We start from the raw sequence: 14,375 nt of genomic DNA on the forward strand, positions 1-14,375 counted from the left end.
CTGGGGGCACGTACGGGCGATGCCCGTCTTCCACACCGAACATCGCAGTGCGCCGAGCGCAAACTGCGACTCAAACTCGCTTTCAGGCTTGCCAGAACAGCCGCGTGGTAAAGGGGGGGTACCTGCTGGCCTTACTCCGGCCCAGTGGTAGCGCTACCATCACGTCACGGGCGCAGACTAATCATCCGGGGTTGCGCTTGTCATCATGCAGCGCAACAAAGGAAGCCAGGCCTTGAAGAGCAGTCACAAAGCGGTCCGTCGCAAGGCAAGCGCCATCACCATCGACGACGTGGCGGCGCATGCAGGCGTCTCCGCCATGACCGTATCGCGCGTCATCAACGGCCATGCCGGCGTGCGTGAAGGCAACCGCGCGCGCGTCATGCGCAGCGTGCACGAACTGGACTACCGGCCCAATCTGGCCGCCAGCGCCCTGGCCGCGGCGCAACACACCTGCATCGCGTTGATCTACACCAATCCCAGCTCGAGCTACCTGCGCGAACTGCTGGTCGGCGCGCTGCGCGGGTCGACCCGGGCGGCGGCACAGTTGGTGATCGCCAGCTGGGATGAGCTGGGCACCCCGGCGCGTCGCGAGGCGGCGCGGCAACTCGCCGGCGGCGTTGCGGGCGTGATCCTGCCGCCGCCCCTCTGCGAATCGGAGGACATCGTCGACGTGTTCGTCAGTGCAGGCATTCCCGTGGTCTCCATCGCCTCCAGCCAGTTCAGCGACCGGCTGTCCTGCGTGCGGATCGATGATCGTCGCGCCAGCCACGAAATGGTGTCGCATCTGATTGCCCACGGCCATACCCGCATCGGCTACATCACGGGCGATCCGAACCAGACCGCCAGCGCGCACCGCTGGCAGGGGTATCGGGAAGCGCTGGCCGCCGCCGGCATCCATCATGACGACGCACTCGTCCAGCCGGGCTACTTCACCTATCGCTCCGGACTGGAAGCCGCCGAGCGGCTGCTGGCCCTGCCCGCGCCGCCCAGCGCGATCTTCGCCAGCAACGATGACATGGCCTCGGCCGTTGTGTCCGTCGCGCATCGTCGTGGCCTGGCCGTACCGGGCGATCTGTCGGTGGTGGGGTTCGACGACACCTCCGCATCGACCATGGTGTGGCCGGAACTGACCACGATCCATCAACCGGTGGCGGAGATGGCCGACACCGCCATCGACATCCTGCTGCGCGAGATCCGACGCCCCGCGTCCGCGCCACGCGGCACGGTCAACCATGTGCTCGCGCACCGGCTGATCACGCGCGCGTCCGTTTCCAGGCCGCTGTCAGCCCCCGGCCTCCTGCCCTCGCAGGAGGCGGTACGCCGTTTCACCGACATCGATGGCAAGGACGCCGAAGCATCTTGAACCTGCACCTCAGCCCGGGAACACCCGGTAGGTGCTGCGGGCTTCACGGCTGGCCTTGAGCGCAGCAATGACGTCCGCTGCCGAAGGCTCGCCTTCGATGATGCACACCGCGACCGTGGTCGGCTCCCTCCCACCGATTTTTTTCTTCTTTACGAGTTCCGCAGTGAATTGCACGTCGACTTTGAAACCGCCCTCTTTCAGGGGTCGCGCGTCGATGTGGTAATCGTCATTGAGATAGATGCCATTCTTTTCCCGCAGCAACCTGCTGACGTCGCTAATCTCGTCCAGCAGCGCGTTGAAGCTACGGTCGTTGGGCAGATGCCTGGGGTCGGCAAAGCCTTTGCCGTTCTCGGACGTATTGAGGTTTTCGAAAGCCATGGTAGTTCCTTTGTCCGGTTGCGGGATGGCGGATCAGTGACCGGTTTTCGCATCAGGCAGTGCCGCGCAGATCTGACGGGCGGCGTCGCTGAAGGCCACCTTCTTGTCGATCAATGCCCGCAGCTGCTTGACGTAGTTCACCCTGTCGTCGCCCGGCGGATGGTCGCCATCCTTGTGCGTGTCGAAGATCTGGCTCGTGCGCCACCGGCTGATGGAGTCGATCATGGTGTCCCAACCGATACCGAGCTGGATGAGGAGGTAGGCCGCACTGAGGTCGGCGATCACCTCGGTCGCTTCCCCTGAAGCGCCGGTCAGGCCCACCTTGGACAGGACATGCTCGCTGGTACCGTGGCCGAGCTCGTGGGCAAGCGCGAACTTGATCGCTACGTTGTCGCCGATGGCCAGCAGCCCCTCGCTGACGATCATGCCCAGTCCCTGCTCGTCATCTGTCGGCGTGAGATTACCGTTGGGCACACTCCCCGGCTCGGTCTTGACCACCGGCACCATCGGCAGGCCGCAGGCATACGGCGTGTCGTTGGCGTAGAACTGGCTGGAAATGAGGGCCAGGGCCTCCTTGGCAAAAGCACTGGCCTGCGCGGCATTCATGGACATGGGAACCTCCCGTGAGCGAGCCCGACGAATACGGGCCCAGGCGTTCACTTTTTACGTTCCCCGCGCCGGTGGCGTGCGACCCGCCGTTGCGAGGCCTGCACCCCCTGTTGCGCGTGGCGATTCGCCTGACAGTCCAGGCCCGTAGCGCTCCAGGTGGCCTGCCCGGCGGGCCCAGCAGGCTCACGCCGGTATCGCGCGCCAACGGGGGCAGTCCGTAGCCGCGCCGGCGACCAATTCCGGGCCGATTGGCGCCCACCCCTCCCGATCAGGGACAATAGCCGCCGCCCGGGCGTCCCCGGGCCCGCTACAGCATGGTCCAGCATCGAGCCGGTCATCGCTCTGCTTCCCGCCCTGCCTCCCCACCGCTTCCCCGGAACCGACGTGAACACCATCGCCCCACCCCTCGCCGCCGACGATCTGCCCCTGACCGACCGCCTGCGCGCCGCGCTGGACCTGCTGGAGGCGATCGAGGCCGACCGCAGCGTGCTCGACACCCTGCCCGACGCCGATCGCGCGCGCCTGCACCAGGTGGTGGCCAAGGTCTACCACCCCGAGCCGAAGGCGCGCCGGCAGATGCTCAAGCAGCAGGCCAAGCAGCGCCACCAGGAAAAGGTGCGCAAGGCCGAGGCCCTGCTCGAGCAGACCGGCATCCGCACGCTGCGCCGCAAGCCGGTGTTCAGCACGCCGAACTATTTCCCGCCGCACGCCCCCGGCCTGCATGACGCGCACAACGGCGAAGGCGCCGCGGCAGCACCCGAGCCGGTGCATTCGCCGGAACTGCGCCACTGCTACGTGTGCAAGCAGAAGTTCACCCAGCTGCACCATTTCTACGACCAGATGTGCCCGACCTGCGCCGCGTTGAACTTCACCAAGCGCACCGAGACCGCCGACCTGCGCGGTCGCGTCGCGCTGTTGACCGGCGGCCGGGTCAAGATCGGTTACCAGGCCGGCCTGAAGCTGCTGCGTGCCGGTGCCGAACTCATCGTGACCACGCGCTTCCCGCGCGACTCGGCGGCCCGCTATGCCGAAGAGCCCGACTTCGCCGAGTGGGGCCACCGCCTGCAGGTGTACGGCCTGGACCTGCGCCATACGCCCAGCGTGGAAGCGTTCTGCAACGAGTTGCTGGCCACCCGTACGCGGTTGGACTTCATCATCAACAACGCCTGCCAGACCGTGCGCCGCCCGCCGCAGTTCTACGCGCACATGATGGCCGGTGAGACCGCCGCGCTGCACGAGCTGCCGGAGACGGTGCGCAAGCTGGTCGGCCAATATGAAGGCCTGCGCAGCCCGGAACTGCTGAGCGACGCCTCGGCGATCGCGCTGCCGGCGGTGCAGGAGCGCGGCCTCAACGGGGCCGATGGCCTGACCCGCGCGGCCGAGTTGTCGCAGGTGGCGCTGCTGGAAGACGAGCTGGTGGGCCAGCAGCATCTGTTCCCCGAGGGCCGTCTGGACCAGGACCTGCAGCAGGTGGACCTGCGCGGCCGCAATTCCTGGCGCCTGTTGATGGCCGAAGTGCCGTCGGTGGAATTGCTGGAAACCCAGCTGGTCAATGCGATCGCGCCGTTCATCATCAACGCGCGCCTGAAGCCGCTGATGCTGGCCACGCCCGAGCGCGACAAGCACATCGTCAACGTGTCGGCGATGGAGGGCCAGTTCTACCGCAACTTCAAGACCACGCGCCACCCGCATACCAACATGGCCAAGGCCGCGTTGAACATGATGACGCGCACCTCGGCGGCCGATTACCAGAACGACGGCATCCACATGAACAGCGTGGACACCGGCTGGGTGACCGACGAGGATCCGGCGGAGATCGCCGCCAAGAAAGTGCAGGAAGAGCGCTTCCACCCGCCGCTGGATATCGTCGACGGCGCTGCGCGCATCGTCGACCCGATCATCCATGGCTTCAACACCGGCGAGCACGTGTGGGGCCAGTTCCTGAAGGACTACGCGCCGACCGACTGGTAAGCGCGCGGCAGGGCGCGGGGCGACCCGCGCTCAGGGATCGGAGCGCGCCGGATCGAACACGAACCGGTGCGTGGCCGGATCGAACACGAAGACATTGAACGTGCCCTCGCCCCCGGCGCCACCCGACCAGGCCGGCAGGAGGAGATCGGGGTGGCCGTCGGCGTCGGCGTCCACCACCTGCAGCAGGTCGGATTCGCCCGCCAGGACCGGCTCGGTATCGAAATCCCGCAGGACCTGCACGCGCTCACCGGTGCGGGCGTCGAGCACCTCGATCGCCGTCAGCAGGCGTCGCGCCTCGTCCTGCGTGTCACGCTCGAACCCCAGACGAAACCGGAACCCGGGTGCGCTGGCGGCCTGTTCCACCCACAGCGGCCGCGACAGTGCATCGCGATCGATCCAGCCGGTCGTGCTGCCGCCATCGGCCGCCACCTGCTCTACCCGATACCACGACGGCGTGCGCGCGAGCACCGCCACGAAACTGCCGGCCGCCAACGGGGTGCCGCCGCCTTCCTGGCCGGCATGCGCGTGCAGCGCAATCGCGTTGGGCAGGTACAGCACGTCCTGGTAGTCGCGCGCCTGCGCCAGGGCAAAGCCGTCGCGGTAGTGGGTCACCTCGTAGTGCTGGATGCTGCGCCCATACGCCTCCGGCGCGCAGACATCGGCGATGGCGCAGATGCCGGCCTCCTCCGGCGTAGGCGTGCGCACCGCCGGAACCTGCTCGGTCCCGGTGGCGCGCTTCTGGTCGTCCCAGCGCACCGTGAACCGGGTTGCGGTCCACTCGATCACCGCCTCGCTGCCGTCGGTGCCGATGTGGGTGCGACAGAACGGCTGCGCGTCGGACCGGGCGTTCCAGCCCGGAAACGCATAGGCCCGGCACAGCCGATGCACGGGGTTGCCGTCGTCGCGATCGTCCGCATCGGTGACGAACACCAGCTTGTTGAGCCCGGCCTGGCGGTCACGCGAGACGTAGGCATAGCGGACTTTGGCCGCCACCGGCAGCGCGTGCTCCACGCGTTGCCGGTACGCCTGGCCAGGCGGCGCGATGGCCGGCGGTGCCGACAGGTACGCCTCCGGGTCCAGCCGGTACAGGCCCGGCTGCAGGAGATCGACAGGCGCGGCCTCGGCGCTGGCCAGGACGGCGGCCAGCGCAAGCAGGGAAAACGGCATGCAGCAGACTCGTGGATAGGGGGGAGGCGCGCGTTACGCGCGCCATGCGTCATGCCTGGCGGGCCATCTCACTGGCCTGCACCTGCTCGGCCGCGCGCGCGGTCTCCGGCGCCGGCGCCCGCGACTCGGCCACGGTCTGCAACGCACGCACGTGCTCGCCCACCGGCGTCGCCACCGCCTCGGTGGTCTCGGCCCGCGCCAGCCGGCGGTCCGCGCCGAGCGGGTCGCCCTGGACGGCGAACGCGTACTGGCCGTTCTCGCTGAGCACGGCCTGGTCGATCCGCTCCAGGCCCTCGCGCCGCGCCGCCACCAGCAGGCCCATGTACAGGCGCTCGCTCATCGCATCGGACTGGCGACCCATGCCCTGGTCCAGCGCACCGACCGCCGACTGGCCCTGCCGCATCAACCCGTGGTCGGGGCTGTCGGCATGGCGCGGGTCCTGCGGCAGCAGGGGCGTCGGCGCCGGCAGGTTGCGCAGCCGCGGGCTGTCCACGCTGGCGTCAATCGGGACGAAGCCGCCGCGCGGATCGCCGTCGGCGGCGTTGGAGAGCTTGAACAGGCGCTCGGCCATGCCATGCGCGGACTGGCCCTGCATGCGCGCCATCGTGGTGGCGAACGCGTCCACATCCTGCTGCGGCCTGCCTTGCCCGTCATCGGCCAACACGTGCCAACGCGGGTCGGCGCCGGGGTTGCCCTTCACCAGCGCCTGGGTCTGCGCCATCAACGCGCGCATCTGCGGCTCGCTGAAGCGCAGGGTGAGGGTGTCGCCGGCCTGGACCGGTCCCTCGCGGCGGGTGTCGCCGGTGAGCGCGGTGTTGAGCATGCCGGCGATCTGCTCGGCGTGCGGCTGGTTGCGCAGGTCGAGCTGGAACTCATAGCGCCGTGCCTGGACATTCTCGGTGCCATCGGCGGCGTGCACGCTCAGCCGGGTCATCGGCACGTTGCCGCTGTATTCCACGCGACGCGCATCGACATGGCTGCCGTCGTCGAAGCGCGTGCGCACTACCTCACCGGCATTGCGTGCGCCGCCCAAGTCCGCGCCCAGGTGCTCACCGATGCCCACCTTGAGACGCGTCTGCGAACTCATCCCGAGCCGTTCCACCGTCGCGGCTGCCTCGACGCCGGGCGTCTGCGCGGCGATTTCGCCGGTCGCCACGAAATGCGCGTAGGCGGCCTGGCCATCGGCCTGGCCGAGGTCGAAGGTCGCGGTCTTCACCGTGGACTGGCCGAGCGCGTCCTGGCGGCCGAGCATCGCGCTGACGCCACCGGCCGACACACCCAGCCCGTTGAACGCCGATACCGCCTGGTTGGGCCCCATGCTCACGCGCACATGCTGCGCATCCACGCGGTCCACGCGGTAGCTGGCCCCGGCGGCCTCGGTGAGCTGGGTCTGGGTGGCGATGTGGCGGAAGCTGGCATCCAGCGCAGTGCCCTGGAACGCCTGCCCATCCAGCGTGACCCGGCCACCGACCGGAATCGAGGTGGGATCGAACGGAGACACCCGCGCCGCGTCGGTCGCATCCTGCCCGGCGGGCAGGCTGACCAGATAGCGGCCGCGCGTGCCGGCAGTGCTGGACACTTCGGCAGCGGCACCACGGCTGCCGCTGCCGCCGTGCTCGGCGCGCACCCCGGCCATCTGTTCCATCTGCACCTGGTAGTTCACCAGGCCATCGGCACTGGCGTGGGTGAAGGTGACCGCCTGGCCCTGGGTCTGCGCCGTCGCGCCGAGCTTGGCGACGTCGCGCTCGGTGGCGCCCTTGACTGCCCCATCGCCGGGATTCCAGCTGATCGCGTGGGCCCCCACGCCGACGCGGTACTCGCTGTTGGCCGAACCGTAGTCCGGGTTGAAGGCCACCTCGGCGGCACTACGATGGCGCGCGATGCTCGCTGCGCCGTCCCTGTTTGTATCGGCATTCATGCCGTGACCTCCTTGAAACGAGCGCTCCATTGTAGAGGCCGGGACTGAAGCGCGCGTTCACTGCGCGTGGCGGCAACGGTGCCCCAATCGCGACGACGGCCGCCCAAATCGCGCGAGACGGGACGCCGTCGAGCGCCTACGCTTGTCCATCTCCCCCGTCCGCCGGTCCGGGGCCAGCCGCGCCCCGCGCCTGGTATCGCGACCCTCCTGCGTTTGATGCCGCCCATGACTGCACCGCCCCCCGCCCCCAGCTCCTCCTCGAACATTCCCGCCGCCACGCCCGCCGCCCCGGTCAACCAGGGCTTTGCGATCCGCATCGTCGGCGCGGCCGCGTTCGCGCACCTGCTCAACGACATGATCCAGGCGGTGCTGCCGGCGGTGTACCCGATGTTCAAGAGCGAGTTCCAGCTGAGCTTCGGCCAGATCGGCGTGCTCGCGCTGGTTTACCAGGTCACCGCCTCGCTGCTGCAGCCATGGGTGGGCATGTACACCGACAAGCGCCCGCTGCCGTACCTGCTGCCGTCGGGCATGGTGGCCACCTTCATCGGCATCGCGATGATGGCCCTGGCCAACAGTTACGAGATGCTGCTGGTGGCCGCCGCCGTCGTCGGCGTGGGCTCGGCCACCTTCCACCCGGAAGCGTCGCGGGTGGCGCGGATGGCCTCGGGCGGTCGCTTCGGCACGGCGCAGTCCACCTTCCAGGTGGGCGGCAACACCGGCTCGGCACTGGGCCCCCTGCTGGCGGCGGCCGTGGTGATCCCGCACGGCCAGCGTGCGATCGGTTGGTTCATGCTGATCGCCGCGGTCGCCATCTTCGTGCTGTTCCGGCTCACCGGTTGGACCGTGCGCCATGGCCAGGCCAAGATGAGCAGCCTGGCGCGCAACCACGGCACCGGCCTCAGCCGCGGCAAGGTGGTGCAGGCGATCGTGGTGATCTCGGTGCTGATGTTCGCCAAGTTCGTCTATATCGCCTCGTTCACCAACTTCTTCACCTTCTACCTGATCGAACGCTTCCACCTCAGCGTGCAGCAGAGTCAGATGTATCTCTTCATCTTCCTGGCCTCGATCGCGCTGGGTACCTTCATCGGCGGCCCGGTCGGCGACCGGATCGGGCGCAAGGCGGTGATCTGGATCTCGTTCCTTGGCGTGGCCCCGTTCGCGCTCGCCCTGCCCTACGCCAACCTGATGGGCACGGCGGTGCTGGCGATCGCGGTCGGCCTGGTGATGTCCTCGGCCTTCGCCGCGCTGGTCGTGTATGCGCAGGAAGCCGTGCCGGGCCGCGTGGGCATGGTGTCGGGGCTGATGTTCGGCCTGATGTTCGGCATCGGCGGCGTGGGCGCGGCAGGCCTGGGCAAGCTGGCCGACATCCACGGCATCGTGTGGGTCTACCACTTCACCTCGTACCTGCCGCTGCTGGGCCTCGCAACGGCATTCCTGCCGAAGACGAAGATGCACTGACGAGGATGTGTCCTGGTCTCCGCAGCCGCAGGCCCGACCGGCCCGCAACGGCAAAGGGGCAACCGTAGCGGCCCCTGGCTGCATCGCTCCCGGTTACCAGGCCCGGCGCACGCCAATCTGCGCCCCGGCGTCCCGGTAGCCGCCATCGCCACGCTGCACGCGCAGGTCGCCCCAGGCCGACCAGCGCTCGCCCAGCCGGAGCTGCGCGCCGGCCTGCGCTTCGTAGCGGTTGGTTGGCAGCGAGGCATCCAGCGTCTGGCCATCGAACCGCATGCTCTGGCCGCGTTCGGCGTACAGCCAGTTCAGCGCCACGAACGGCTGCACGCGATTGCCCGCCGCGTTGTCGTGCCCGAACAGACGCACGCCCACCCGCGATTCCAGCCCGCCAGCGCGGCCATCCTCCACCCGCGTGCCGTTGCTTTCGCGGTGCAGGTCGCCGTTGTAGTCGGTGTAACTCACCTGCACCTGGGGCTGCAGGTAGACCGAACGGTGTTCGCTGTCGGTCAGTGCGATGCCGTAACCGGCTTCCAGTGACGCCGCACGGGTGGTGGCGTGGTACCTCTCCCGGTCCAGCCCGTCGCCCTGCACCTGGCTGTCGTAACGTCCGTACTGCAACCAGCCGTCCAGGTACAGCCCGGCATCGTCCTCGGCGTTCTGCACCCAGCTGGCGTAAACACCCAGCGCGTCGCCCTCGACCTTGCCACGGGTGCCATAGCCGGTGAGCCGCGAGATGGCCTGGGTCGTCGCATCGCCGGTGGCCAGCATGACGCCAACCGAGCCGCGCCCCTGCTGCCCCCAGCGCGCCAGATCGCTGCCGATCTGCAGCGCGCTGGTCTGGCTGCGCGCGTCCACCTGGCCGGCGACGGTGGTGTGCAGTTGATCGCGCGACACGCGCGCCCACGCACCCACGGTGTCCCGATCGAACGACGGTTGGCCACGATCATGGCGGCGCTGCTGGAACATGCGGATCGCCGCGGCCTGGTTGGCCAGATAGGCGCCGGGTTCGGGGCGCAACACGGGGACCGGGTCCACCGGATCGACCGGGTCCACCGGCGTAACCGGATCTACCGGGTCAACGGGATCGACCGGGTCAACTGGCTTGCACTGCGGCAGGCTGGGGTCCACCACACAGGGATCGGGTGTCACCGGCAGGGCCGAGCGCAGATACCAGCCTCCATCGGACGGGGTGGATACCCCGCCCTTGAACAGGAAGTACTCATAGGCGCCGCCGACGGCGCGCCCCGACAGGGCAAACGTGGCGTTGGAGGCCCCCGCCACGGAAATCAACTGGATGCCCTCCCCCGTCTGCGCACCGCTCCCGCCGAGGTTGTTGACCACCACGGTGCCGGTGCCCGAGGCATTTCCGCCCAGGACCAGCTTGTCCGAGGGCGACGCGTCGTCGCCCAGCACGCTGTTGAAGATCACGGTGCCGCCGTTGATGGTGAAATCACCACCGACGGTCACGGTCTTGAACCCGGGGGCAGACGCATCGAAGGCCAGCGTGCCCGCGTCCAGCGTGAGCGTGCCCACGGTGGAATCGGCGGTGACGTTCCAGCGCGATCCGGTCTGCAGCACAGCCGCGGTCACATTGTCGAAGCGGCCGGTGATCTGCGCAGCGTTCGCCAGCCGCAGGTCGATCGTCTCGCCCGCGGCCACCGACACATTGCCATCAAGGCGGCTGTCATCCACGAGCACCGTCGCGTTTGACAGGCCCGGTGTGCCGCGGCTGGCGGTGAGGACTTCGATGATGTTCCCGTTGCCGCCGATCAGCGTGGACCCGTTGACGATGGACACCAGGCCGTTGAGTGGCAACGCATTTGCCTGAATCCGCAATGCCGCACCGGTAATGCCCTCGAGGGTCGATGCATCCAGCGTGATCGAGGCGTCGGTCTGCCCACTTCCGCCGGGCACATAGGTCAACCAGGCCCCATTCTGTTGCCCGCCCACATAGCTGCCATTGGCGAGCGTGCTGGTCGCGGTGATCGACGCCAGGCCCACGCCGTCGAGCGTGCCCGACCCCGAACTGCCATCGGCAAAAATACGCGAACCGTCCAGCGCGATGATGGCCCCGTTGTTGCCCTGGATGCCGGTGCGCGTGGCGGCAATCTCACTGTTGACCAGGCGCAGGCTGCTCGGCACGTTGGACCGGAGGTTGATGCCGTTGCTGACGCTCACAATACGGGTGTCGGCAATCTCGGCAGTTGCACCACTGGATATCAGGAGCGCTGCATCGTCCGCACCCGTCGGGACGCTTTTGGTGATCGTCCCCCCTTGCGCAACCACGCTTGATCCCGCTCCATCGACTTCAATGGTGCCGGTCGCGCCGCCGGCCGAGACGGTGAGGATCGACCCACCGGTCACGGTCCAGTCTTCCACGGGCGTTGATGGATCCACCGTTGCCCGGCCGCCATTCGACAGATTCCCTGCCTGCGCGCTCGGAAACGCTGACAGCAGGGCCAGGCTGATCGCGAGCGGGAGCAGCCTGGCGCAGCCAGGGGTCAATGGCGGCGTTACCGCCATGGACGCCGTCGCCGGGCAGGCAGGGCGCGACGCGTGCCGCAGGAGGGGGGAACTCTTCATGCAGGTGTCCTATGGTGGTACTGCCAGTCGACCCCAGGGCACGCGGCGCGGCGGCGGCCGAGCGTCCGGGCATAGCCATCATCCCGATCCACGGGCGGGACGCCATACAACTTTTCTCAACCGTGGCGGAAAGCGCCGGCTGCTGAGCTGTGAGCGGGCTCACCGTATAACTTCCGCATATGCACCGTGAAGCTTTCGTAGTGATCCGGCGCTGCGTCAGTGGAAGAACTGGCTCGGCCGTTGTCCGAAGCGCTTCTTGAACATCGCAGTGAACGCGCTGGGGCTGGCATACCCCAGCGACAGCGCTACATCGATGATCTTGTCCCCGTGCGCCAGCCGCTCCAGCGCGCGCAGCAACCGCGCCTGCTGCCGCCACTGGCCAAAGGTCATGCCCAGCTCGCGCGCACACAGGCGCTGGATCGTCTTGACGTCCACCGACAGGCGGCGCGCCCAGTCCTGCAGCGTGGAGGGATCATCCGGGGCGGATTCCAGCTGGCGGGCGATGGCCTGCAGGCGCGGGTCCAGCGGTTGCGGCAGGTGCAGCGGCAACACCGGCAGCGTCTGCAGTTCGTCGAGGATCAGTTGCATGACCCGGCCATCGCGCGAGTCCTGGCGATACGGCTGCGGCACCTCGACGGCGGCGCGGATCAGCGCGGCCAGCAACGGCGTGACCGAGACCGTGGAGGCCGTGCCCGGCGGATGGGCGATGGCCGACGGCAGGATGTACAGGCTGCGCATGCCGACCGCGCCGATGCAGCTCACCTTGTGGCCCATGCCGACCGGCATCCAGATCGCGCGCGTGCTTGGCACCACCCATCGCCCCGCACCTGCCTGCACCACCAAGACGCCGGTCTCGGCGTACACCAGCTGATGGCGGTCGGGATGATGGTGCAGCGGAATCACGGTGCCGGGGCTGTAGTCGCGCGCGCGGCACAGCACTGGCGCATCCGGCGCGAAGGGCACGCTGCGGCCCTGCCCATCGGCGGCGGTGATGTCCTTTTTTCTATAGGGCACGCGTGGATCCCGGCAAACAACCAACGCCGGGATTCTAGCCCTGCAGCGCGTGCCCGAACACCGCCAGATCGCCATCCCCGCGCGGCCGCACCACCCGCGCCACCTCCTGCCCGTCGCGCAGCAGGATCACCGTCGGCCACAGCGTGACCTTGAACGAGCGGCCCGCAGGCCGGCCCTTGCCGTCCTCGATCTTCAGGTGCGGCATCTCGTGCACGTCCAGCCAGTCCTTGAGGACCGACTGGGCGGCACTGCAGTGCGCGCACCACGGCGCGCCGAACTCGACCAGTTGCCAGCCCCTACCCGCGTCGATGTCGGCGCGGGAGGGCTGCTGGCTGGCGTAGTCGCGGCTGTAGCTCATCGCGCCTGCTCAAGCGCCCGCTGGATGTCTTCGAGCGGGGCGTTGGTCAGATCCTTGGCCAGGTCGGCGAGCAAGCGCGACTGGACTTCCTTGTGCAGCTGCGGACGGATCCGGCCCAGCGTCTGCGGATCGGCGATCAGCACCAGGTGGGCATAGCGGTTGTTGAGGGCGTCTTCGTTCAACTGGCCGGCCAGCTGCTTGGCGAAGGTGGCTTCGTTCAACTGCGAGATGCTCATGTCCTGCGGCATCGAGCCCGACGGCCCCTGGCCGGAGACACCCTGTGCGCTGATGTCCTGGACCTTCAGCTCATCGTGCTGCTTGAGCTGCAGGGTGCGGCCATCGCCGACGTTGGTGAACACACGGGCCGAGCCGCCATCTGCGACGACGACGAGGGTGCCTGCGGGAATGTGCTGCTGCATCGTGGACTCCTTGGGAAAACGGGTCGCCATTGCGCCCTGGGTCCAAGGTAGGCAGCACCATGTAAGCACCGCGCATACGGATGTGTGCGCCGCGTGTGCACCGCCCCTGCCCGCCGCGTCAGGCAGCGCCGGCGTGCAGCTCCATCGCCCGCATCACGATCGGCTTGGCCCAGTCCGGGGTGTGCAGCAATTCGGCGACCGACACCGGGTAATGCAGGCCATCGCGGTCCAGTTGCAGCAGGGGCCGCGGGTCGGCGCGGCCCTGCTCGTCCAGCGGGGCGCTGTTGTCGTAGACGTGCAGCTCGGCCAGCGACGGAAGCAGATCGATGAGGTTCTCGCGCGAGGCATCGTAGCGGGCGCGGATCTTGTCCTGCGGGATGTCGTGGCCCCCACGGCTGACCCGGGCCGCCACGCGCTCGACGTGCAGGTCCACGCTGTCCAGGCCGCAGAACCAGATGGCCACCTCATGCGACGCGCAGGCCTCGCCCAGCAGGCGCGGGATGGTGTTGCCGCCGAGCGTGCTTTCGAAGGCGAAATCGCTGCCATCGGCCATCGCCTGGCGCAGTCGCCGGGTCCCTTCGTGCCATGCCATCGCGTTGGCCTCGGCCTCTACCCAGCCCGCCTGGACCAGGGCGCGGGTGAACGCGTCGGGGTTGTACCAGGACAATCCCTGGGCTTCCAGCAGGGTACCCAGCAGCGAACTCTTGCCGGCGCCGTTGACGCCAGCCAGCACCAGGATCCGCCCCATCGGTCAGAGCGACTTGCCGGGGGTGATCTTGCCGCGATGGATCGGCTTGCCCAGCACCTTGCCGAGCCCGCCATCACGATTGAGCCCGACCAGTTGCGCGTCGAACTCGGCGCGCAGGCGCTCCAGCGTACCGCCTCGCGCGTCGCCCGCCGCCCCGGCTGCCCTGGCCAGCAGTTCCTGGTAGGCCTTGATGTCCACGATCACCGCTTCGGGGTGGTTGTGGTTGGTGATCACCAGCGCCTGCTTCTCGCGCACGGTGCGCATCAGGCTCGGCCAGCCACGGGTTTTCACCGATGACGCGGTGGCCTTCTCAAGGCCGGGCAGATCCAGTGGCAGGGTCATGGCGCGCTCCAGCGCGAAGAGGTGGGGACATAATACCCCTTTTGGGTAAA

At 68.4% G+C, this 14,375-nt stretch carries 13 protein-coding genes; 3 read left to right on the forward strand and 10 right to left on the reverse strand.

The features are described 5' to 3' along the window. Positions 1-205 precede the first annotated feature (205 nt). Positions 206-1,363, forward strand: a complete 1,158-nt coding sequence (locus AC1DGC_RS13845; protein ID WP_478048129.1) for a LacI family DNA-binding transcriptional regulator — start codon at positions 206-208, stop codon at positions 1,361-1,363. A gap of 9 nt (positions 1,364-1,372) precedes the next feature. On the opposite strand, the gene AC1DGC_RS13850 is transcribed toward AC1DGC_RS13845, so the two are convergent. Next, the gene (locus AC1DGC_RS13850; RefSeq protein ID WP_478048130.1) at positions 1,373-1,741 is read right to left on the reverse strand and encodes a hypothetical protein; all 369 of its coding nucleotides are present in this window, start codon (positions 1,739-1,741) and stop codon (positions 1,373-1,375) included. Between the two features lie 33 nt (positions 1,742-1,774). Beyond that, positions 1,775-2,353 carry a M48 family metalloprotease gene (locus AC1DGC_RS13855; protein ID WP_478048131.1) on the reverse strand — a complete coding sequence of 193 codons (579 nt, stop codon included), beginning with the start codon at positions 2,351-2,353 and terminating at the stop codon, positions 1,775-1,777. A 381-nt stretch (positions 2,354-2,734) separates the two neighbouring features. Between AC1DGC_RS13855 and AC1DGC_RS13860 the strand changes: the two genes are divergently transcribed. Beyond that, positions 2,735-4,321 carry an SDR family NAD(P)-dependent oxidoreductase gene (locus AC1DGC_RS13860; RefSeq protein WP_478048132.1) on the forward strand — a complete coding sequence of 529 codons (1,587 nt, stop codon included), beginning with the start codon at positions 2,735-2,737 and terminating at the stop codon, positions 4,319-4,321. Between the two features lie 30 nt (positions 4,322-4,351). On the opposite strand, the gene AC1DGC_RS13865 is transcribed toward AC1DGC_RS13860, so the two are convergent. Beyond that, positions 4,352-5,488: a hypothetical protein gene (locus AC1DGC_RS13865; protein ID WP_478048133.1), complete on the reverse strand. Its 1,137-nt coding sequence runs from the start codon at positions 5,486-5,488 to the stop codon at positions 4,352-4,354. A 49-nt stretch (positions 5,489-5,537) separates the two neighbouring features. Further along, a complete protein-coding gene (locus AC1DGC_RS13870; protein WP_478048134.1) occupies positions 5,538-7,406 on the reverse strand; it encodes an XVIPCD domain-containing protein in 1,869 nt (622 codons plus the stop codon). Positions 7,407-7,622: 216 nt separating this feature from the next. Between AC1DGC_RS13870 and AC1DGC_RS13875 the strand changes: the two genes are divergently transcribed. Then, positions 7,623-8,864 carry an MFS transporter gene (locus tag AC1DGC_RS13875; protein ID WP_478048135.1) on the forward strand — a complete coding sequence of 414 codons (1,242 nt, stop codon included), beginning with the start codon at positions 7,623-7,625 and terminating at the stop codon, positions 8,862-8,864. Positions 8,865-8,957: 93 nt separating this feature from the next. On the opposite strand, the gene AC1DGC_RS13880 is transcribed toward AC1DGC_RS13875, so the two are convergent. The 6 genes from AC1DGC_RS13880 to AC1DGC_RS13905 form a co-directional block, all read right to left on the reverse strand. After that, a complete protein-coding gene (locus AC1DGC_RS13880) occupies positions 8,958-11,444 on the reverse strand; it encodes an autotransporter family protein (RefSeq protein WP_478048136.1) in 2,487 nt (828 codons plus the stop codon). Positions 11,445-11,660: 216 nt separating this feature from the next. Beyond that, a complete protein-coding gene (locus AC1DGC_RS13885; RefSeq protein WP_478048137.1) occupies positions 11,661-12,458 on the reverse strand; it encodes an AraC family transcriptional regulator in 798 nt (265 codons plus the stop codon). 34 nt (positions 12,459-12,492) lie between these two features. Then, positions 12,493-12,816, reverse strand: a complete 324-nt coding sequence (locus tag AC1DGC_RS13890) for a thioredoxin family protein (RefSeq protein ID WP_478048138.1) — start codon at positions 12,814-12,816, stop codon at positions 12,493-12,495. Further along, positions 12,813-13,235, reverse strand: a complete 423-nt coding sequence (locus AC1DGC_RS13895) for a baeRF12 domain-containing protein (RefSeq protein ID WP_478048139.1) — start codon at positions 13,233-13,235, stop codon at positions 12,813-12,815. The genes AC1DGC_RS13890 and AC1DGC_RS13895 overlap by 4 nt, the downstream gene beginning before the upstream one ends. Positions 13,236-13,353: 118 nt before the next feature. Then, complete coding sequence (locus AC1DGC_RS13900; protein ID WP_259202646.1) at positions 13,354-13,983, reverse strand: ATPase; 630 nt, start codon at positions 13,981-13,983, stop codon at positions 13,354-13,356. 3 nt (positions 13,984-13,986) lie between these two features. After that, positions 13,987-14,325, reverse strand: a complete 339-nt coding sequence (locus tag AC1DGC_RS13905) for a type II toxin-antitoxin system Phd/YefM family antitoxin (RefSeq protein WP_259202644.1) — start codon at positions 14,323-14,325, stop codon at positions 13,987-13,989. Positions 14,326-14,375 lie beyond the last annotated feature (50 nt).

It is taken from the genome of Stenotrophomonas sp. 05N37 (genome assembly GCF_056397365.1).

Coding starts and splice junctions, on each gene's coding strand:
- AC1DGC_RS13845 (WP_478048129.1), top strand. CDS start 206: ATGCAGCGCAACAAAGGAAGCCAGGCCTTGAAGAGCAGTCACAAAGCG.
- AC1DGC_RS13850 (WP_478048130.1), bottom strand. CDS start 1,741: ATGGCTTTCGAAAACCTCAATACGTCCGAGAACGGCAAAGGCTTTGCC.
- AC1DGC_RS13855 (WP_478048131.1), bottom strand. CDS start 2,353: ATGTCCATGAATGCCGCGCAGGCCAGTGCTTTTGCCAAGGAGGCCCTG.
- AC1DGC_RS13865 (WP_478048133.1), bottom strand. CDS start 5,488: ATGCCGTTTTCCCTGCTTGCGCTGGCCGCCGTCCTGGCCAGCGCCGAG.
- AC1DGC_RS13870 (WP_478048134.1), bottom strand. CDS start 7,406: ATGAATGCCGATACAAACAGGGACGGCGCAGCGAGCATCGCGCGCCAT.
- AC1DGC_RS13875 (WP_478048135.1), top strand. CDS start 7,623: ATGCCGCCCATGACTGCACCGCCCCCCGCCCCCAGCTCCTCCTCGAAC.
- AC1DGC_RS13880 (WP_478048136.1), bottom strand. CDS start 11,444: ATGAAGAGTTCCCCCCTCCTGCGGCACGCGTCGCGCCCTGCCTGCCCG.
- AC1DGC_RS13890 (WP_478048138.1), bottom strand. CDS start 12,816: ATGAGCTACAGCCGCGACTACGCCAGCCAGCAGCCCTCCCGCGCCGAC.
- AC1DGC_RS13895 (WP_478048139.1), bottom strand. CDS start 13,235: ATGCAGCAGCACATTCCCGCAGGCACCCTCGTCGTCGTCGCAGATGGC.
- AC1DGC_RS13900 (WP_259202646.1), bottom strand. CDS start 13,983: ATGGGGCGGATCCTGGTGCTGGCTGGCGTCAACGGCGCCGGCAAGAGT.
- AC1DGC_RS13905 (WP_259202644.1), bottom strand. CDS start 14,325: ATGACCCTGCCACTGGATCTGCCCGGCCTTGAGAAGGCCACCGCGTCA.